This is a genomic window from Rhizobium sp. Leaf321 (assembly GCF_001423215.1).
GTDB classification, from domain to species: Bacteria; Pseudomonadota; Alphaproteobacteria; order Rhizobiales; family Rhizobiaceae; genus Neorhizobium; species Neorhizobium soli.
The window spans coordinates 224727-245176 of the sequence record NZ_LMOF01000008.1; the positions used below are offsets into that span (position 1 = coordinate 224727).

General features: G+C 60.6%; 15 protein-coding genes and 1 tRNA gene. 6 read left to right on the plus strand and 10 right to left on the minus strand.

All coding sequences use genetic code 11. From position 1 onward, the window contains the following. Positions 1-88: 88 nt before the first annotated feature. The 4 genes from ASF70_RS18130 to ASF70_RS18145 form a co-directional block, all read right to left on the minus strand. On the minus strand, positions 89-568 hold the full coding sequence (locus ASF70_RS18130; RefSeq protein ID WP_062462566.1) for a chemotaxis protein CheW: 480 nt from the start codon (positions 566-568) through the stop codon (positions 89-91). Between the two features lie 295 nt (positions 569-863). After that, on the minus strand, positions 864-5354 hold the full coding sequence (locus ASF70_RS18135; RefSeq protein ID WP_062581727.1) for a translocation/assembly module TamB domain-containing protein: 4491 nt from the start codon (positions 5352-5354) through the stop codon (positions 864-866). A gap of 17 nt (positions 5355-5371) precedes the next feature. Further along, positions 5372-7267, minus strand: a complete 1896-nt coding sequence (locus ASF70_RS18140; RefSeq protein ID WP_062581728.1) for an autotransporter assembly complex family protein — start codon at positions 7265-7267, stop codon at positions 5372-5374. A 213-nt stretch (positions 7268-7480) separates the two neighbouring features. Continuing rightward, positions 7481-7744 carry a glycine zipper domain-containing protein gene (locus ASF70_RS18145; RefSeq protein ID WP_062462576.1) on the minus strand — a complete coding sequence of 88 codons (264 nt, stop codon included), beginning with the start codon at positions 7742-7744 and terminating at the stop codon, positions 7481-7483. Between the two features lie 466 nt (positions 7745-8210). Here ASF70_RS18145 and hemA point away from each other — a divergent pair, with 466 nt between their 5' ends. Continuing rightward, positions 8211-9425, plus strand: coding sequence for a 5-aminolevulinate synthase (hemA, locus tag ASF70_RS18150; protein WP_062581729.1), 1215 nt, complete (start codon positions 8211-8213; stop codon positions 9423-9425). A 129-nt stretch (positions 9426-9554) separates the two neighbouring features. On the opposite strand, the gene dxr is transcribed toward hemA, so the two are convergent. After that, the gene (gene dxr, locus ASF70_RS18155) at positions 9555-10739 is read right to left on the minus strand and encodes a 1-deoxy-D-xylulose-5-phosphate reductoisomerase (protein WP_062581730.1); all 1185 of its coding nucleotides are present in this window, start codon (positions 10737-10739) and stop codon (positions 9555-9557) included. Positions 10740-10848: 109 nt separating this feature from the next. Here dxr and ASF70_RS18160 point away from each other — a divergent pair, with 109 nt between their 5' ends. The 3 genes from ASF70_RS18160 (at position 10849) to ASF70_RS18175 (ending at position 13542) form a co-directional block, all read left to right on the plus strand. Further along, positions 10849-12102: an FAD-dependent oxidoreductase gene (locus ASF70_RS18160; protein ID WP_156461915.1), complete on the plus strand. Its 1254-nt coding sequence runs from the start codon at positions 10849-10851 to the stop codon at positions 12100-12102. Positions 12103-12250: 148 nt separating this feature from the next. After that, on the plus strand, positions 12251-12787 hold the full coding sequence (locus tag ASF70_RS18165) for a DUF2937 family protein (protein WP_062581734.1): 537 nt from the start codon (positions 12251-12253) through the stop codon (positions 12785-12787). 377 nt (positions 12788-13164) lie between these two features. Beyond that, on the plus strand, positions 13165-13542 hold the full coding sequence (locus ASF70_RS18175) for a DUF982 domain-containing protein (RefSeq protein ID WP_062581737.1): 378 nt from the start codon (positions 13165-13167) through the stop codon (positions 13540-13542). 341 nt (positions 13543-13883) lie between these two features. On the opposite strand, the gene ASF70_RS18180 is transcribed toward ASF70_RS18175, so the two are convergent. Together ASF70_RS18180 and ASF70_RS18185 are read right to left on the minus strand one after the other, a co-directional pair. Continuing rightward, positions 13884-13960 (minus strand) — tRNA-Arg (locus ASF70_RS18180). Positions 13961-14015: 55 nt separating this feature from the next. Then, positions 14016-15200: a M20 aminoacylase family protein gene (locus tag ASF70_RS18185; RefSeq protein ID WP_062581744.1), complete on the minus strand. Its 1185-nt coding sequence runs from the start codon at positions 15198-15200 to the stop codon at positions 14016-14018. Positions 15201-15378: 178 nt separating this feature from the next. On the opposite strand from ASF70_RS18185, the gene ASF70_RS18190 reads away from it, so the two are divergent. Together ASF70_RS18190 and ASF70_RS18195 are read left to right on the plus strand one after the other, a co-directional pair. Continuing rightward, positions 15379-16464 (plus strand): D-alanyl-D-alanine carboxypeptidase family protein, encoded by a 1086-nt coding sequence (locus ASF70_RS18190; protein WP_244474111.1) that lies wholly within the window; start codon positions 15379-15381, stop codon positions 16462-16464. A gap of 30 nt (positions 16465-16494) precedes the next feature. Beyond that, positions 16495-17628 carry a GTP-binding protein gene (locus ASF70_RS18195; protein WP_062581746.1) on the plus strand — a complete coding sequence of 378 codons (1134 nt, stop codon included), beginning with the start codon at positions 16495-16497 and terminating at the stop codon, positions 17626-17628. A 46-nt stretch (positions 17629-17674) separates the two neighbouring features. Here ASF70_RS18195 and ASF70_RS18200 read toward each other — a convergent pair whose 3' ends face one another. From ASF70_RS18200 to ASF70_RS18210, 3 genes are all read right to left on the minus strand, one after another. After that, positions 17675-17911: a sulfurtransferase TusA family protein gene (locus ASF70_RS18200; protein ID WP_062581748.1), complete on the minus strand. Its 237-nt coding sequence runs from the start codon at positions 17909-17911 to the stop codon at positions 17675-17677. Positions 17912-17916: 5 nt separating this feature from the next. Continuing rightward, positions 17917-19275 carry a murein L,D-transpeptidase family protein gene (locus ASF70_RS18205; protein ID WP_062462017.1) on the minus strand — a complete coding sequence of 453 codons (1359 nt, stop codon included), beginning with the start codon at positions 19273-19275 and terminating at the stop codon, positions 17917-17919. A gap of 204 nt (positions 19276-19479) precedes the next feature. Next, the gene (locus tag ASF70_RS18210) at positions 19480-20433 is read right to left on the minus strand and encodes an acetyl-CoA carboxylase carboxyltransferase subunit alpha (protein ID WP_062461806.1); all 954 of its coding nucleotides are present in this window, start codon (positions 20431-20433) and stop codon (positions 19480-19482) included. Positions 20434-20450: the final 17 nt, after the last annotated feature.

Sequence of the window (20450 nt, forward strand, 5' to 3'; positions counted from 1 at the left end):
AAACCTGATTGTGAGCAAGTATTACGAAGCAAACGACAAAGGCCGCATGACTAAGTCATGCGGCCTTTGTTCAAATCGCGGGGATGGTTTAGGCAGCGAGTTCTTCTACTTCGGTGCCCTTGAACATCTTTGACAGGTTGAGGAAGCAGATCATGCCGTTTTCGTTGGCGATGATGCCTTCCGAGAATGACTTGTCGAACGAAGCGGAGACTTCCGGAACCGGCTGAACCGTGTTTGCGGGAATGGTCAGGATGTCGGACACGCGATCGACCAGCATGCCGATGACCATGTTATGCACCTCGGCGACGACGATCGCGCTCCGCTCGTTGGCGACAGTGCTCTTCATGCCCAGCTTGAAGGCCAGATCGATGATCGGGATGACGGATCCGCGCAGGTTCATGACGCCGATGACGTCGGCCGGTGCATGCGGGAGCGGTGTCGACGGGGCCCAACCGCGGATTTCGCGGATGGTGGTGGTCTTCACGCAGAACTCCTGATCGTGAAGGCGGAAGGCGATGATCTCAAGCGTATCGCCACTGTAAGTCTTCGAGTTGATCGTCGCGGACATCAAAGTTCTTCCCGGTTCGTGCAGGCCTTTACGGCGACAGCGGCAGGTCCGGTTCAAGGCTTTCAGCTGGCGCTGCTGACCTTTCCGCAACGGTGCTGCAAACCGTATGGCAAGTTTCAATTCGCTAACTGTATGCGAAGAGTATTTCGCAATTCTAAACTTGCTCACCAGTTCGCTAATGTTCTGGCATGTCTCCGCAGGCAGGGCAGCTCTTGCTGCGCCCGGTTGCCGGCCACGTTCGGGGCAGTCGGATGTTTCCCGTCTGGTGGGCTGTGGGTGGCTCTACGTCACCTGGTCAGTATTCTTTTTCGTAGAATACGCCTGCGGTGCCGCCTTCGCTGCCGGCGCCGGCCTTCAGCTTGACGCCACGCCCGACATCCAGATTGATGGTGGCCTGAGCGCCGTTCTGGCCGCCCTGCTCGACCTGGAAGTAGGTGCGCTTGTTGATGTAGCGCCCCACCGATACCGTCGTCTGGCCCGTATCGTCTGTGCTGATGTCGAGGTCATCGACGCCGAGGTTGCTGCGCAGCTTTTCGAGCAGCGACGTCGAGCCCCCGCCGGCAAGCTGGGTCACGGCATCGGCCAGCTGTGCAATCTGCAGCGGCGACAGACGCGACATCGACTGGTTGAAGATCAGTCGTGCCAGAACCTCGTCCTGCGGCAGGGCAGGGGCGGAGGAGAAGGAAATCGTCGGATCGTTGGCAACGCCGGTAATGTTCACCGTGATCGTCGTCTGGCCGGAGCTCGTGTTTGCTTCCATGTCGAGGATCGGTACCAGACCGCCGCCGAAGGTGATCTTGCCTTCGGTAAAGTCCAGCCGCTTTGACAGGATGACAATACGGCCTCTACGCATGTCGAAGCCACCGGAAATGACAGGGGTGACTGCGTCGCCCCTGATCGTCAGGTCGCCGCCGAGCTCGGCGTCGATACCGCGGCCTCGCACGAAGATACCGTTCGGTGCCAGGATCTGCAGGTCGAGTGCAATCGGCTCGCTGGCACCCTTTGCGCTTTTCGGCCGGATTTCCTCCATCTGGCGCACAACGTCGCGTGGGGCGTTGCGGTGGCGGATATCGATCGATGACAGTGATGACGGAAGCCGGGCCGGCACGGTGATTGCAGCCTTGGTCAGCGACACCTTGCCCTTCAGCGCCGGGCCCGACAGCAGCGGGCCGTTGATCGTGAGATCTCCGTCAGCGGTGACCGCAAACAGGTTTCCGTCCGCATAGCTCGCCTTGTTGAGGACGATGCGCAGATCGGCCGGAAAGCCCTCGGTCGTCTCTACAGAGCCTGTCACGGCGACGGTGCCGCCGCTTGCAAGCGTTCCGCCCAGCCGCTCGATCGTGGCGCGGGTGCCGTCGAGCCGAACGTTGAGAGCGAGATTGTTGATGGCGAGATTGCGCCTGGCATCGACGAACTTCGCCCCTGAGGAGGTGACGCTGCCCGAGAGAAGCGGTGCCTTGGCCGTTCCGCGAATGCCGAGATCGACATTGCCGGTGCCTGTCAGCACGAAGCCCTGGGCGGCAAGTTGGCCCGCGAGTATGGAAAACGGAAAGCGCCCATCGAATTTGAGGTTCAGCGCCTTGTCGCCTTCGAGCGAGACAGCGCCGCCACCGGTGAGCGAAATACCGCCGCCGCCGGTAAGACCGAGGTCGACGGTTACGCGCGTACCCTCATAGGTACCCTTGGCAGTCACATCCACCGAAGCAACGCCTGCGGATGTCGACTGGCTGACGGAGGCGTTCGCCCAACGCAGATCGTAACGAACGGCCGGCGCCTGGGGACTTCCGGTTGCCACCACGGTCCCGGAGATCGCGCCTTTTGCGCCGAGGCCCGGTACGAAGGCATTTGCGAGACTGGCCGGAACAGATCTGGCCCTTGCATTGATGTCGAGCGCCGGCGCGCCGTCGGCGTTGAGGATCACGCGTCCGTCGGCGGTCAATTCGAGACCATCGGATCCCGTGAGACGGGTGCGGTCTAGTGTGACTGTACGGTCGGCGAAGCTTCCGGCAGCCTGGAGTCGAAAGGGTGCGATGCCAGCGTCGCGCATCTGGCGAAGCTGTGCATCACTCCATTCCAAATCATATTTGATCGCCGGGGCAGAGGTCGTGCCCGTTGCATTGATCGTGCCGGAAATGACGCCGGCTGCATTGATCGAGGGTACGAACGTGTTGATCAGGCTGGCCGGCAGGGACGTGATCTTGGCGGAAAGATCAAGCGCCGTGCCGGCGGTCCCGTTCAGAGACAGACGGCCGTTGCCTGTGGCAATGGTAAAGTCGGTAAACCGCGCGTTGCCGTTCTCGACAACGATCCGGGTTGGGGCAGCGAGGCGTACGGGGATCTTGCGCGGAGTCGCATTGAAGCTGTTGATCTCGACAGCAAGCCCGTCCGCGGTCTGGATCGCGCCGGCACCCTCGAGTGGCGCATTGTCGTAGGTCGCGGACAGCTTGAAGTCCGTCGTCGTACCACCGTGGGTGATACCCAACTGCATGTTATCGATGACGTTGGTGCCGCTGCCGATGCGCGCCGCACTGATCGAACCGGCAGCCGCAATCGCCTTCAGGTCCGGTATCGTCAGGTCGACCTTGGGTTGGGCGATCTCGATAGCACCGCGCTTCAGCAAGGAACCTTCGGCCTTCACGACAGCGCTCGCCTTGCCGTCGACATTGGCAAAGGTCGCCGAACCGCGAAGGTCGCCTTGCGCCTGCTGGGCTGCGAGTGCGGCAAGAAGTGCCACATCGGGGAAGTTGAATGTGACTTCCCCGGTGGGAAGGAATTCCGGCGAGAAGGTCAGTGCGCCGTTCAGGCGGTTCGGGCCGATTTCGGCGACGATATTGGGGGCAGACGTCTGGCTGTTCGCCGACTGCACATCGGCATTGATGCGGATCGGCTGGCTGTCCAGAGTGCCCTTGGCGACGATCGTGCCCTGCGGCGCCTGTGGATTGGCGGTGCCATTGATCGTGAAGCTCAGATCTTCGAGCTTGCGGCCGACGAGCCTTGCCTCGGCGGAGTTGACGACGGCCTTGACGGCCAGTGCCGTGGTGGGGCCGCTGGTGGTGATGTCAAAGCCTGCGGCGCCTTCGGCATCCGGCAGCCAGCGCTTGATGTCCGGAAGGCGTCCGGCAAGGTGGCTGACCAGCGTGCCGTTTTCATAGAGCACGTTGCCGCGGGCTTCGAGTGCGTTCGATTTCAGCGTGACGTTTTCCAGGCTGATGCGGTTTGCCGAGGAGGCGTCGACATAGCCTTCGGCGGCAATTGCGCCTTCGAACTTCGGTGCCAGCGACGGCGGCAGGACCGAGGCATTGGTCGAAATGCGGAAATTGCCGGTGACTGTCTGCTTCGACGTATCGAATGCGCCGCTGACCGTACCGCTGATGCCGGCGCTTTCGAGCGTCGCTGCATCCAGGCCGATGGCCGGTGGTGCCAGCCGAAGTGGTGCGTCGAGCGTCAGCGGCCCGCGGATCACACGGTTGAGGTCGGGATTGACGAAGCTCATCTGACCAATCGTGAGGCGGCTGCGGATGCTGCCGGCCCGTTGGATGAGGTCGAGATCCTCGCTTTCAGCCTGTAGCCGCACCTGGCCGAACCGGCCTTGCGGAAGCTCTGCGGAATTCAGCGCTGCCGTCGCATTGAAACGAGCAGAGGCTGCGGCGCCGGTTAGGGTGAAATTGATCGTATCAATGGAGAAGCGGCTCTCCTGGCCGTTGATCGGCCACGCGATCGAGACCGGGCCCTTGGTGCCGGAAACGCCGGCCGTCAGGCTGTTGTCGCCGTTCGGGTCCCATGCGCCCTTGGCGGTAATCTTCACGGCGCCGGAGGTGAGGTCGCCGCGCTGGATGTCGACGCGACCCGAAGGCGCGTAGATGGCGGCGACATTGATGTCCGTTGTACCTTCGACCAGCGACCGGAAGGCTGGCGGCATCAGCGTTGCAAGCTGGCCGCCACCGATGATTTCCACGCGGTGGGCGCCGTTGTCGACCAGGACATGTTTGCCGTCCACGGAGATGACAGGTGCGCCATCGACATTGCCGACGAGACGGCCGGCCCAGTTCGAGAGAGGTCCTTCGCCATCCAGCCCCAATGCGACGGCAGGAGCGCCGGGAAGGCGCAACAGGCGGGCGAGCAGTCCGCCCTGCGGTTCGGAGACCGAGGCCTTCAGCTGCAGGCGGTTTTCCGACGGTGCGTAGACGATATCTGCGGATGCCTTCGCATCCATCTCGTCCTTGCGGGTTGCTTCTAGCTTGAGCGAGATGTTGGGGCCGGTCGCATCGATCGAGCCCTTCACCGACAGCGCAAAATCGCGTCCGGAGAGGGCCTGCGACAGGTTGATATCCGGCAGATCTATCTGCGCGACCCGAATGCCGACCGGCAGCGGCGAGCCGGACGACTTTGTCGTGCTCTGCGTCGTTATGGTCGCATCCGGCTGCGGCGGACGAATGAAGTTCACGGTCGTTGCGGAAACCCGGTCTGCGCGGAACACGCCGGAGACCAGCGCCGATGGCGACCAGTCGACTTCGATGCCGCCGATTTCGGCATAGGCACCGTCCTTGTCCGACAGCGTCAGGCTGTCGATGCGCAGATCACCCGACAGCAGACCTTCCGGTCGAGAGAAACTGACCTTGCGGTCCGGGGTGGACACCAGCGCCGAGATCCGCTCTGCCGCAATGTTTCCGCCGAACGGCGTCAATGCAACGAACAGGACGACGCCGAGCGCCATGACGAAAAGGACCCCGACCGCGGCAATCGCGGCCTTGAAGACCCATCTCAGCAGGCGAACGAAAAGCGTCATGCTGGCAACTTTACCTTTCAGAATGCCTGGCCAATGCCGGCATAAATTCCATACTGGCTACCGTCGTCATAGCGTCGCAACGGAAGCGCGACGTCCAGCCTGATCGGCCCGAAAGGAGTGGCGTAACGCAACCCGATCCCCGCTCCAGCTCTTATATCAGAAAAATCAGGCACGATTTCGGTCGAAACCGTACCGACGTCGAGAAACGGTACGATGCCGATGCTATCTGACACTTTTACGCGCATTTCAAAAGAGGCCACAGTGTAGGATCGTCCGCCCAGCGCTTCGTCATCGCCGTTATAAGGCGAAATTTCGCGATAGGAATAGCCGCGCACCGATCCGCCGCCGCCGGCATAAAAGCGCCTGGTGGCTGGGATGTCCTGCAGCTCGTCGGCGCCGACCAGCGTCCCCGCACTCAGCTTGCCTGCAAACACGACCCGATCCTCTGCACCCAATCCGAGATACCCGGAAATCGAGCCCTCGAAAGACGAGAAAATGCTTTGATTGAAGAACTCATAACTAGGCTTGGCGGAAAGCGTTGCGCGGTAACCTTCGGTTGGGTCCAGTTTGTTGTCACGCGCGTCGCGTTCGAAGCCGACAGGCACGCTGAACGTCAGGTACTCATTCTTTCCGAAGGCATCGTCGGCGAGAATATACGCGACTTCACCGCCGGCGGTGAGCTTGTCGGTGTCGTTGAGTTCGTAGGAAAAGCCGGCCGAATAGGCGATCGACTGCGCGTCGTAGATATCGTCTGGATTTTCGCTTTTGGCTTCCAGGCGCGATTCGAACGTTGCCTCAGGCACGGGAAAGCCCGGCTTGGTAAAGACGATACCGGCGGAATAGTCGAATGTGGTGACGTCGGTCGTTGCGCCGATGCCGGAGACCTTGCCTTCCACGCGCAGCGATTCGGCCTGGCCAAACAGATTGCGATGCCCCCAGTAACCCGAGAGACCCGCTCCATCGAGCGAAGAGTATTCGGCACCAAAGCCGAAATACCGCTGCTTGCCGTCCGAAACCTCGATCATCAGCGGCAGCGATCCATCCGGCGCAAGGGCATCGGATTCCTGAATCGTGACGCTAGAAAACACGCCGAGCTCGCGCAGCCGGTCATTGGCCTTTTTCAGCTGCACCGGTGAATAGCGGCCGCCCTTGTCGAGGCGGGAATAGTGTTTGATGAAGGCTGGGTCGACTGTGCGCGAGCCTTTGACCGTGACCATGCCGAACGGTGCGATCGGGCCCGAGATGGCGCCAAGCACGACATCGACCGTGTTGGTGCGATGGTCGGCGGTCACCTGCCGTTCGGTCAGCTTGGCAAGCGGTCGACCTTCTGCCTTGACGTCGACCAGCAGCTTTTCGCCGGCTTTCAGAATCACGCGCGAGCCGGCTTCGCCGCCAGGCTCCAGATCGTAGTCCGCGGGGTTACGACCGGTCGCATCCTTGTCGAACCGCACCGAGCCAAGTTTGAAAACCGGTCCGGGTTCGATCTGAACCGTCACGGGAACGGGTGATGAGTGGTCGAAGGTGGGGTTGGGTGGCAGCGCGTCGATATCCGTTCCGGCAACAGAGATACGGACGACCCCGCCATACCGGGCTTCTTCGTAGAGAACAGCAACCAGGCGGTCCCGGTCTTCGCGGGCCTTGATGACGATGCCGAGATCACCGGATACAGGCTCGTCCTTGTCGGCGATCAGCGATGCCGCGGTTTCCAGGCGATCCTTGAGTTTCTTGTCCGCATCACCGGCTTCCAGAGTCGCGTCGTAGCGGACCGGGTCGATCACCTCGACCTTGTCCTCGTCGTCGCCAAACAGTGTAATGCCGAAAAGCTTGAAAGCGTAGGCGCTCTCGATGAGCGCAGGCGAACAAAGAAGGGCGGCCGCAATCGCTGCGACGGAACCGGTCCTCCGGTAATTCATCTTCTTCCGCCCGCTGCTTACGTTCTGCATACGCTAACTTATTGCCGACTTATCACCGCCCCGGCCATCATGACCAGCTCCTGGTCTTGTGTAGCCGCAAATTGTTTAACGGGGTACCCCCGTCTCGTCGATAAGTATGTCTTCATAAATGAAAAAGCCCTGGAGCATGCTCCAGGGCCACAGTCTTGCGGTGCTCGTCGAGCGCCGCTCCGATTAGTAACGGCGCGGGCAATCGTCGATGTAGCGACGGCCGTAGCGATCGCGATAATAGCACTGGCCCGGCTGTTCCGACACGTTGCCGATGACCGCACCGGAAACGCCGCCGATGGCTGCGCCAACGGCTGCGCCGCGGACGTTACCGGTGACTGCGCCGCCAATGATGGCGCCGGATGCAGCGCCGATACCGGCACCCTTTTCAGTCGCGGTGCAGCTCGCGAGAGATGCGCCGAGCACGAGAAGCATCAAAGCCTTTTTCATGAATTCCTCCTGAGTAGTTCCTGCCGGTTGATTGTGTCCGGCGAAACCCTTGCAGGTGCGCACGCCGGGCTTTTGTGCATCCGATGAACAATAGGCCGGCTCTTCAAATAGTCCATATAAACAAGACACATTCTGATCTCATTCTTCGATGGCTGTGGCAAAAATCCGCTTTCAGTCAGGTTTCGCCGGTATGAAATGGGTATTGATCGGCTGGCCGACTTGGGGAATGATGAGATGGTGGGGGAAGTCGCATCACGCCAGCTCGAGCCGATTGTTCGGAAAGTCGTTCGTCTTTTCGGGGTCGCCTGACTCGTAACGATTTTGGCAGATTTCAATGGTAGTTTCGCTTCATTGGAATTGTTCCAAAAAATCGGACTTTTCGCCGCAGGTCGGGGCAAATTGACCTATTCGGGCTTGACGCATGGCGAAACCGGACCCAAAACCGGGGTAGGTTCTGGAGTGTGACATGGATTTCGAGGCATTTTTCAAAAGCGAACTGGACGGACTTCATTCGGAAGGCCGCTACCGCGTGTTCGCCGATCTCGAGCGGCATCGCGGAAGTTTTCCGCGCGCGACGCGTCATACGCCCGAGGGACCGAGGGAGGTTACCGTCTGGTGTTCCAACGATTATCTCGGCATGGGCCAGAACCCGGCCGTGATCGAGGCCATGCACGAGGCCATTGATCACTGTGGCGCGGGTGCGGGAGGCACCCGGAATATTTCTGGCACCACCCACTACCATGTTCTTCTGGAGCAGGAGCTCGCGGACCTTCACGGCAAGGAATCCTCGCTCGTGTTCACGTCCGGATATATCTCCAACTGGGCGACGCTGGGTACGCTCGGCCAGAAGATCCCCGGTCTGATCATTTTTTCCGACGCGTTGAACCATGCCTCGATGATCGAGGGCATCCGCTATGCCAAATGCGACCGGGTGATCTGGAAGCATAACGATCTGAACGATCTGGAAGCAAAGCTTGCGGCAGCCGATCCGAAGGCGCCCAAGATGATCGCGTTCGAGAGCGTCTACTCGATGGACGGCGATATCTCGCCGATCAAGGAGATCTGCGATCTCGCCGACAAATACGGTGCGATGACCTATCTCGACGAAGTTCATGCGGTCGGGATGTACGGCCCGCGCGGCGGCGGCATTGCCGAACGCGAAGGCCTCATGGATCGTCTGACGATCATCGAAGGTACGCTTGGCAAGGCTTTCGGCGTCATGGGCGGCTATATCGCGGCATCAACGGCGCTGTGCGACTTCATTCGTTCGTTCGCATCCGGTTTCATCTTCACCACGGCTTTGCCACCGACACTTGCGGCCGGCGCGATCGCTTCGATCCGCCACCTCAAGGCAAGCCCGTTCGAGCGCGTGCGTCACCAGGACCGCGTCAAGAAGCTGCGGATGATGCTTGACCAGCAGGGCATCCCGCATATGCACAACCCAAGCCATATCGTGCCTGTCATGGTCGGCGATGCGGCCAAGTGCAAGTGGATCTCCGACATCCTGCTCGACACCTGCGACGTCTATGTCCAGCCGATTAACTATCCGACGGTTGCGAAAAAGACCGAGCGCCTGCGCATCACACCGACGCCGCTGCATACGGATGCGGATCTGGAACATCTGGTCAGCTCGCTGCATCAGCTGTGGTCGCGCTGCGCATTGGCACGCCAGGTCGCCTGACACGACGTTTGCCTCATCCCCGTGCGTGTCACGGGGATGCCGGGCGCTCCAAGTCGCCCCGTCTTCACATCACGCAATGAACTTGTCTGATCACGCGGCCGTCCCGCCGTAGCCGATGGCTTTCGGCGCTTAGGCGGCCATTTCCCGTTTGTCGATGATTTCGTCGGCAACGCGGCGTGCTTCAGCGTCTGCTGCAAACACGGCGTCCATCGTTGTTGCCGCGTGACCCATCATCGCGTCCATCACGTCTTCGACGACATCCGCCATGGTGAGAAAGCCGATCCTGCCGGCGCAGAAGGCATGAAACGCCATCTCTTCCGCGGCATTCATGATCGCGCCCTGCGCGCCGCCGCGCTCCAGCGCAGTGCGGGCAAGCCTGAGTGCCGGAAACCGAACCTCGTCCGGCGCCTCGAAATCGAGCCTTGCCAGCTTGGCGAAATCGAGCCGGTCCACATTCAGCTTCGGCCGCTCGGGATAGGTCAGCGCATAGCCGATGGCGGTGCGCATATCCGGACTGCCGAGCTGCGCAATGACGGATCCATCCTGGTAACCCACCATGGAATGAATGATGGATTGCGGATGCACGATCACCTCGATCTGGTCCGGCCTGATATTGAACAGGTGCTTCGCCTCGATGATTTCAAGCGCCTTGTTGAACATCGAGGCGCTGCCGATCGAGATCTTCAGTCCCATGGACCAGTTGGGATGGGCGCGGGCAACCTCTGCCGTGACGCCGGCCATCTCCTCGCGGCTCCATGTCCGGAACGGTCCGCCGGACGCGGTCAGAACGATGCGTTCCACCGCATGGTGCTGGTCGTCTTCCAGCGACTGGAAGATCGCGCTGTGCTCACTGTCGACCGGGATCAGTCGACCGCCGCCCTCGGCCACCGCCCGAACGAAGAGTTCGCCGGCGGAAACCAGGCACTCCTTGTTGGCAAGGGCGATGTCTGCTCCGCGCTCCGCAGCAGCAAGCGTCGGCGCAAGGCCGGCAGTCCCGACGATTGCCGCCATGACCAGGTCGGATGGTCGTGCACCCGCTTCGATCAGCGCCGCGCGTCCTGCCGCGACCTCGATCCCGGTGCCTGACAGTGCCGATTTCAGCGCGTCGTAATGGGCATCATCGGCGGTTACGGCCAGCGCTGCACCGCAGGCTATCGCCTGCTCGGCCAGCAATGTGACATTGGCGTTGCCGGTAATTGCCACGACATCGAATGCGTCGCGCCCGCCAAGCTGGCTCACGACATCGTGCGTGTTGACGCCGATCGAGCCGGTGGAACCAAGAATGCTGATGCGACGCTTGCCGGTTTCGGCCATGGTATGTCCTGTCTTTACGGTGACCGCTGGTCTAAAAGAGAAAGCAGCGGCTCACAAGTGTAAGCGCTCAACTCCGAACTTTCGAAGAGCCCGATAGGTCATGACGGATATGCAGACGATCGAGACCCAGACGATCGAGACCCAGACGATCGAAACCCAGAAGATCGAAACCCAGTGTGTCATCGCCGGGGCAGGGCCGGCGGGCCTGATGCTGGGCTTTCTTCTGGCGCGGGCCGGCGTCGATGTGGTCGTGCTCGAAAAGCACGCGGATTTCCTGCGCGATTTCCGTGGCGATACCATCCATCCCTCGACGCTGGAAGTGATCACAGAGCTCGGCCTGATCAATGACTTTCTGGCACTGCCGCATACAAGGGCGCCAAAGCTTTCCGCGCAGATGGGCGGCGAGACGATCACCATGGCGGATTTCTCCCGTCTCCCGGTCAAGAACCGTTTCATCGCCTTCATGCCGCAATGGGATTTTTTGAATTTCATGGCAAGGCAGGCGCAAAGCTATCCCAATTTCAAGCTGATCATGGATGCCAAGGTAACCGGGCTCATCGAGGAGAAGGACGCAATTGCCGGCCTCTGCGTCGAAACGCCGGATGGTCCGCTGACCATCCGCTCGCAACTCGTCGTCGGGGCCGATGGCCGCAATTCCATCACCCGGGAAAAGGCCGGCCTCACTGTCGAAAGCTTTGGAGAGCCGAGCGAAGTCCTGTGGATGAAGCTTTCCAAGCAGAAGGATGATCCGAACGAGGTGATGGGGCATGCCGGTCCAAGCCAGGGTCTGGTGCTGATCGACCGGGGTGACTACTGGCAATGCGGCTATGTGGTCCGTCGCACGACCTATGCAGACATCCGCGAAAAAGGCATCGAGGCTTTTCGTCAGCGAGTGGTGGATGTTTCGCCGCTTCCGGCCGCGCGGATGGCGGAGATCTCCTCCTTCGACGACGTCAGCCTTTTGACCGTGCGGATCGACCGGCTGACACAATGGTGGCGCAGCGGCCTGATCTGCATCGGCGATGCGGCCCATGCGATGTCGCCGATCGGCGGCGTTGGCGTCAACCTTGCCATCCAGGATGCGGTGGCGGCGGCAAACATTCTGGCAAAGCCGCTGCGGGAAAACAGGCTCTCGGATGCGGATCTCGCGGCCGTGGAAAAGCGCCGCAGCTTTCCGACGCGCGCCACGCAGAAACTGCAGCTGATGATGCGCTCGAGCCGCCGCAGCGATGAGGGCGACGCGCAAAAACGCAAAGGCCCGCCCGCCTTTATCCGCGGCATCGCCCGCTTTCCGCTTCTCGCCCATCTCTCGGGACGACTGATGGGCCTCGGCTTCCGTATGGAGCATGTCCGCAAGACCTGAACCGTTCGCCGTGGGTTTTCAGATCGACGAGGTCGGCGCAGCGGGAAAAGCGCAACTTTGAGGCGCCTCAAAATGCCACCAGCATTCCTGCCCGCAACCTTTCCAGGTATCTCCCGTTGTGAAAGGGGTCCACGAACGGGGTGATGCGATGCTGATGTTCGGACGAATGCTGACGATGGCTGCAGCGATATTGGGCGGCCTCATTTTCTCTCAGGCGCCCGAGTTTGCCCAGCAATACCGCCAGCGCATCGGCGGCGCGCTCGATGAGCTGAAGGTGATGATCACCCAGTTCGACATCCAGGCCAACCACCACGGTCTTGGCCGGCAAGAAGCGCTCAACGTCTATTCGAGCTCGCCGGAAACCTTTCTGCGCGACCAGGGCGACACGATGCGCGGCATCTTTCAGCGTTACGAGACTTTGCTGACGCAGCAGGATGAACTGATCAAGGCCCCGCTGCCGATCAAGCCATTCGTGGTGATGCGCAACGCCGACCCCATGACCTTCACCAATACCTGGCGCGACTACGTGCCGGCGGTGCCGATCGACGCCGCAGGCCTCATCTGGGCCGGCGGCGGCTTCTTCGCCGGCTGGCTGCTCGCCGGCATTCTCGGTTTTGTGCTCAAGGGGGCGACCCGCCCATTTCGCACAAACCGCGGCAGCAAGCAGGCCACGCCGCAAGTATAGACGAGGAGGGCGCGGAAGTGGTGATCCCGAATGGACGGCGAAATCTCCGAGAACGTAATCCCGGGAACACGGAATTTTCGTAGGGAAAAACGCGACATCCTTCCGAAAGCGCGCGTTCTCAGCCACGGGAGCGGCCTTCGGGAAATGAAAGGCGTGGCGCAATGTGTAGACATCGTACACTGGTATAAGAGTTTGACCTGCTGGCGCTACACGTTGGCCAATTACCCGCTTTCTATAGGTATCGACTTCAAGTCGATCTCGTACATTGGCGCTGATCTACTACATCGCCAGGTCCTCTTTTCCACACGACAGTCACCAGCCCCGCTCAAGTATTGCCCGCTAAATTAGCTCTACTTGCGGATTGGGCGAGCATAGCCATGGCTGAATGGGACAACGCCGTCACCATCGAGTTGCGGGGGGAAACCAAGACCTTTGTGCGTATCAAAAGCACGAAGGAGGCGGCGAAGTATTTGATCGAAGCGTGGCCGGGTTCCCGGGACGCAGCTTACCATGATGCCGTGGTCGCCTGCGCTGGAGCATTGAGGGGCCTCACGAACGAAAGACGCGTTGTCGAAGTGCTGTGTAAGGCGGCTTCGTCGTCCAACCTGATCGCTTACGACAGCATCGATGCTTTCGAGGCAGAGATGATCAGCGCAATCAGAATGGCCTTGGACACCGATCTTCAATCTTGTCTCGAGGCAACGTTAAATAAATTCGAGCTAAACAGTATAAATTTCGTCGAGGTCGGGATTTAGTTGATCCGCTGTTTGATGAATTTTGCAGGCGCTCTATTGTGTGTTGAAAGAGCCATGCGAAAATTCAAGCCTGGCCAAAATCGAGACGTTGAGCATGGCCGCAGCAAAGCAGTTACGATGGCTTGGGTCGAAGCAAATCCTTTGCAACTACGAGTTCTCGCCGCGGTTCTGAGTTTGCGTATTTCGACGGTAGCGGATGGTTGTGGTGCTGAGCTGTTCTTACTGTGCAGCAACGCATCACGTCGCGGGTAACGGCTGAGCGAACTCGGACGTAATCAGCCAGCGAATGATCAGTTTGTGGGAACGCCGGGAACGCGGACGCCCCAAAAGTCCTGCAAATGTGGTGATCCCAATTGGATTCGAACCAATGGCCTCAAGATTAGGAATCTTGCGCTCTATCCTGCTGAGCTATGGGACCACTCGGCAAAACCCATACAAAAGGTGATGCGTTTAGCCAAGTGTTTTTCTGCGGGTTATGGTGACAGGCGCTGCTCCGTGAGCTTGACCCAGTAGGAGATGCCGTAGGCGAGGGCTTCGTCGTCGAAGTCGTAGTTGGGGTTGTGAAGGGCTGCCGTATCGCCGTTGCCGATGAAGATGAAGGCGCCGGGGCGGCGTTTGAGCATGAAGGCGAAGTCTTCGCCGGCCATGGTCGGTTCGACGTTGGCATCCACATTGGCGGCGCCGACGATCGATGAGGCGACGCCGATTGCGTGGTCGGTCTCGCTGTCGTGGTTGGAGGTGACAGGGCATTTGCGCTCATAGTCGATCGACCAGCCGGCGCCGTGGGCGCTTGCCAAGCCTTCGACGATCTGGCGGATGCGGTTTTCGGCGAGATCGCGGGTGTCCTCGTTCAGCGTGCGCACGGTGCCCATGATGATCGCGTTGTCGGGGATGATATTGTGTGTCGTTCCGGCATCGAAGCGGGTCACTGATATCACCACCGACTGGACGGGGTCCGCATTGCGGGCGGCGATTGCCTGCAGGCTGCCCACCAGCTGCGAGCCGATGAAGATCGGGTCGATGGTCTTGTGAGGCTGGGCCGCGTGGCCGCCGCGACCCTTGATGGTGATGGTGAAGCGGTCGGGTGCGGCCATGATGCCGCCCTTGCGGATGGCAAACTGGCCGACCGGAATGCCCGGCATATTGTGCATGCCGTAGACTTCGTCGATGCCGAAGCGCTCCATCATGCCGTCTTCGATCATCGCCAGCGCGCCGGCGCCGCCTTCTTCGGCGGGCTGGAAGATCAGCGCCACGGAGCCTTCGAAATTGCGGGTTTCGGCAAGGTATTTTGCAGCACCCAGCAGCATGGACGTGTGCCCGTCATGGCCGCAGGCATGCATCTTGCCAGGGGTTTTCGAGGCCCAGGTCTTTCCCGTGAGTTCGGTCAGCGGCAGCGCGTCCATGTCGGCGCGCAGACCGATCGTGCGTCCACTGCTCCCTGCGCCTGAGCCCGCGGCGCCCTTGCCCCTGATGATGCCGACAACGCCGGTGCGGCCGATGCCGGTCGCGACCTCGTCGACGCCGAATTCCTTCAGCTTAGCGGCTACGAAGGCTGCGGTCTCAACGACGTCATAGAGGATTTCGGGGTTCTGGTGGAGGTGTCGGCGCCATTCGCTGACTTCGCCTTGAAGTTCGGCGGCTCGGTTCAAGATGGGCATTCGGATTTCCTGTGCTGCTGCTCATAAGGTTGTGACCCATCCTCCCGAAGGGAGTGTGCCTCGCCTGATTGACGTAATCAATCATCTTTGCCATTGCTTGGCCACAGTGGCCACATATGCGCCAAACGTTTCGGGCCTCCATTCCCGGCTCCAGCGACGAGGAACGCTCTTGTCATTCTTGCATCTGAAATCCGCGACCGCCGTTCGGGTGGTCTCCGCCATTGCGGCACTAGGCCTCCTCGTTTCCGCCGGCAGCGCTGCGGCCAATCCGCGGCTGATCGTCGATGTGAAGAGCGGGCGGGTCATCGCCCATCAGGATGCGTTCCTGAAATGGTATCCGGCTTCGCTGACCAAGCTGATGACGGCCTATGTCACCTTCAAGGCGATCAAAAGCGGCCGCCTTTCGCTCGAAACCCAGGTGGTGATGAGCAAGAAGGCGACGGACCAGCCGGCCAGCAAGATGTATTTCAAGCCCGGCACGCGGCTGACGCTCGACAATGCGATGAAGATCCTTCTCGTCAAGTCTGCCAACGATATCGCCGTTGCCGTCGCCGAAACGGTGGGTGGCTCGCTCGACCAGTTCGTGGAAATGATGAATTCCGAAGCGCAGGGGCTCGGCATGGCATCGAGCCATTTCATCAATCCGCATGGCTTGCCGGGCAAGGGCCAGTTTACCACGGCGCGCGATCTCGCCGTGCTGACGCTGGCGCTGAAGCGGGAATTTCCGCAGTACCAGAGCTATTTCTCGCTGGAAGGCATCGATACCGGCAAGAAGCAGTATCCGAACTTCAACACACTGATCGGCCGCTTTGATGGGGCCGACGGCATGAAGACCGGCTTCATCTGTGCCGCCGGCTTCAACCAGATTGGCTCGGCCACCCGCAACGGCCGCACGGTGATTTCGGTCGTGCTCGGTTCCGACAGTCTCGCCGGCCGGGCGGATGATACTGCGAACCTTCTGCAGCAGGGGCTCACCTCCCAGGCAAACGAAGGCGTGCCGCTCGCCTCGCTGCCGCCGTATGGAAACACGGCCGAGGTGAATGATGTCAGCGCCGAGATCTGCAACCCGAAGGCTGCCAAAGTCCGCAGTGAAAATCGCGACGATGCCGGGCGAACCGTTCTGCACTCGCCCTATATTCACGAGATGACGCGGCCGCCGCAATATGCGGTGACAAGCCTCATCCTCGGCGGTGAAGACGTGCCGGATGCCAATACGGGGACTAAGTCCGTACCGATCCCGCAGCCGCGCCCAGCCAATCTCTAAAAAGCTGGCTGAACTTTAAGGTACTAAAACATGTCCTTTAGCGGTCGCATTCCGGTTTCCATCCTCACCGGCTTTCTGGGGGCGGGCAAGTCCACGCTTCTCAACCGGATCCTGAAGGATCCGGCCGCCAGCAACACGGCCGTCATCATCAACGAATTCGGCGATGTGAGCATCGACAATTTCCTGGTCGAAAGCTCGGGCGATGCGCTGCTCGAACTGTCCAACGGCTGCCTTTGCTGCACCGTGCGCGGAGAGCTGATCGATACGCTCGCCACGCTGATGGACGGCGTGCAGACCGGGCGGCTGAAGCCGATCCACCGGGTGGTCATCGAAACGACAGGGCTTGCCGATCCGGCGCCGGTCATGCAGTCGGTCATGGGCAATCCTGTTATCGCGCAGAATTTCGAGCTCGACGGCGTCGTTACCGTTGTCGATGCGGTCAACGGTATCTCGACGCTCGATCGTCATCCGGAAGCGGTCAAGCAGGCTGCGGTCGCCGACCGGCTGGTTCTCTCCAAGCTTTCCATGTCGAGCCCGAAGGAGATCGAGGCGCTGCGGGCCAGGCTGCGCGCGCTCAATCCGCGGGCGCCAATTGTGGATGGCGATGACGAAAGTGCCGGTGCCGCGGCGATCCTGATCAACGGGCTGTATGATCCGCAGACGAAGATTGCCGATGTTGGCCGCTGGCTGCGGGAAGAGGTGGCGCATGATCACGCGCACGAGGCTCATGGGCACGACCACCATGATCACGGCCACCACCACCACCATCATGACGTAAACCGCCACGGCGCCAACATCCGCTCCTTCTCGATCGTCCACGACAAGCCGATCGAGCCGATGGCGCTCAGCATGTTCGTGGATCTGCTGCGTTCGGCGCATGGCGAAAAGCTTCTTCGCATGAAGGCGATCGTGGCGATGTCTGATAATCTCGAGCGTCCGCTGGTGCTGCACGGCGTGCAGAGCATTTTCCATCCGCCGGAACGGTTGGCGAAATGGCCTGAAGGCTCCGATCGTCTGACGCGCATGGTGCTGATCACCCAGGATCTGCCGGAGGCGTTTGTGCAGGATCTTTTCGCGGCCTTCACGGGCAAGCCGCAGATCGATCGTCCGGATCGTGCGGCGCTCGAAGACAATCCGCTGGCCGTGCCGGGCATGCAGTTCTAAGGCTGCATCGCCAGTTCCAATTTTCGATCTGATGCTGTCGCCGGGATCAACCCTTGCGGATCACGAACCTGTGCCCCGTCTCCGTCCGCTCGGACGAGAGCAGGGCGTGGCCGTCCTGGCTGCAGAAATGCGGGATATCGATGCCGGCAAGGGGATCGGTGGTTTCCAGGGTGAGAGACGCGCCCGTCTCCATCGACTTCAGACGCTTGCGGGTCTTTAGCACGGGCAGGGGGCATTTCAGCCCGCGAAGATCATAGGTCTCTCCGAGGGCTTCACCAGGCACTGGCGTCAGTCCTTGGACCAGAACTTCCAGGCGGGCTTCTTGGCGGTCTCGGTCACCGGCTGCGTTGCCGTATAGGCAAGCGGGTTCTGTTCCGGCACAGGAACGGCAACGGTCGTGCCCTGCGCTGTCTGAACGGTCGGCGTTGCAGCCTGTGGTGCCGGCGCCGATGGAACGCTGGCGGTCTGGGCGCCACGCAACTGCGTATTGGCAATCGAGCCGGTCGTCGTTGCAGGCAGGCGGTCCTGCTTTACCATCATACGCTCGTTGATCGAGGCTGTACGGGCAGACGTCGGGCCAGCGGAGGCAAGCACGGTGGTCGCCGGCTTCTCGCCGCCCGAGGCCATGCGCTTTTCCATCATCTGCTTGAATTCCGACTGGCTCAGCAGCTTGCCGGCTTCCAGCGAGGTGCCTGTCGGCGCATAGGCGAGTTCACGGCCCTTGCGCTTGCCGGCAACGACGGCCTTGCGCTCGGCTTCCGTCGGTTCGTACCAGACCTTGCCGTCATACTTGTCCATCGCCTTCTGATAGGCGAGTTCGTAGGTCTTGGAATAGGACGACAGTGCGGATACCAGCGTCGGCGGCGTCGACATGGTCGGGCAGGCGGCGGCCGGTGCGAACTTGCCGTTGCTGTCCGCCTGCTGGTTGAAGACGTATTTCTTTTCGCAGACGTTCACTTCCGGCGGGCGCTTCGTCACTTCGAAATTGTCGTAGCCGGTCTTGATCATCTTCCAGAAGTCATAGTTCTGGTTGTCGCGGTGGCGCACCATGTTTTCCGCGCTCATGCGGAAGGGAAGCGCCTGCAGCTGGATCGAGGTCTGGCCGCCCTTAAAGGCGTCGCGTGCAAAGGCGTAGATTTCCAGAACCTGTTCGTCGGTCATGGAGTAGCAACCCGACGACGAGCAGGCGCCGTGGATCATCAGATTGGTGCCGCTGCGGCCGTTGGCGGCGTCGTAGCGGTTCGGGAAGCCGGTGTTGATGGCGAGGTAATACTGAGAATTGGGGTTCAGGTGCGCAGGGGTCAGGCTGTAGAAGCCTTCCGGCGCCTGACGGTCGCCTTCCTTCACCTTCGGTCCGAGCTTTCCGGACCAGGCGCAGATGTCATAGCTCTTGATGACGTCGAAGCGGTTGTCGGCCTTCGCCTTCCAGATCTCGAGCTTACCCTCTTCCTTGAGGATGCGGATCATGATCGGCGACTGGCGCGGCATGTTCCTCTTTTGCATCTCGGCAACGATGCTGGAAGGAAGAGGCTGCTCCTTCTTGTTCTTGACGGTCGAGAGATCGATCTTTGCAGAGTCCAGCGTATCGTTACAGCCGGTAAGGGCCGTTGCGACAAGAAGGGCGAAGGCGATGTGTTTCAGGCGCATCGAGACAAACCACATATCAGGAATGGCGAACAAAACCGTACGAGACACGATCAATAAGACGGTAAGCTTTACATCTTCTTAAACGCTTGCACGCGGCTGTCTAGCGAAACCGCCGCGGTTTTCACCGCACACCGGCAATTGCCAAAGTCCTATACCGGCGATTTTGGCAATTTCAGGGGCAGACGATCGGTTTTACGCCTAATCCTACAGGTTGCGGCCGATATCGAGGAATTTCTGCCGGCGCTGGTTGCGCAACTCGATGCCGGAGAGCTTCCCAAGTTCTTCCAGAGCCGAAGCAATCACCTTGCCGGTGGCAGCAATAACGGTTTCCGGGTCGCGATGCGCGCCGCCGATCGGCTCCGGAATGATCTCGTCGATGATGCCGAGACCCTTCAGGTCGTCGGAGGTGATCTTCATGTTAGTCGCAGCTTCACGGGCGCGGGTCGAATCGCGCCACAGGATGGAGGCGGCGCCTTCCGGCGAGATGACCGAATAGATCGAGTGCTCGAGCATATAGACCCGGTTGCCGGTGGCGATGGCAATCGCACCGCCGGAGCCGCCTTCGCCGATGACGATGGAGATCAACGGGACTTTCACGCCAAGGCACATTTCCGTCGAGCGGGCGATGGCTTCCGCCTGGCCGCGCTCTTCCGCGCCGACGCCCGGATAGGCGCCTGCCGTATCAATCAGGGAAATGATCGGCAGGCCGAAGCGATCTGCCATTTCCATGATGCGGATCGCCTTGCGATAGCCTTCGGGACGCGGACTGCCGAAATTATGCTTCAGGCGGCTCTTGGTGTCGTGACCCTTTTCCTGGCCCATCAGGGCGACAGGCATGCCGTTGAAGCGGGCAAGGCCTGCCTGGATCGCCGCGTCCTCACCGAAATTGCGGTCGCCGGCAAGCGGCGTGAAATCGGTAAACAGCTTTTCGGCATAATCGACGAAATGCGGGCGCTGCGGATGGCGGGCAACCTGCGTCTTCTCCCAGGCGCCGAGCTTGGAATAGATGTCCTTGACCGCTTCCTTCACCCGGCCTTCGAGGCGGGTGATCTCGTCGGTCGTGTCGATGCCTTCATTCTCGTCCGTGAGCTTCTTGAGCTCGTGGATCTTGCCCTCGAGGTCAGAGATTGGCTTTTCGAAGTCGAGATACGTTTGCATGAGATCCGGTTTCCGGT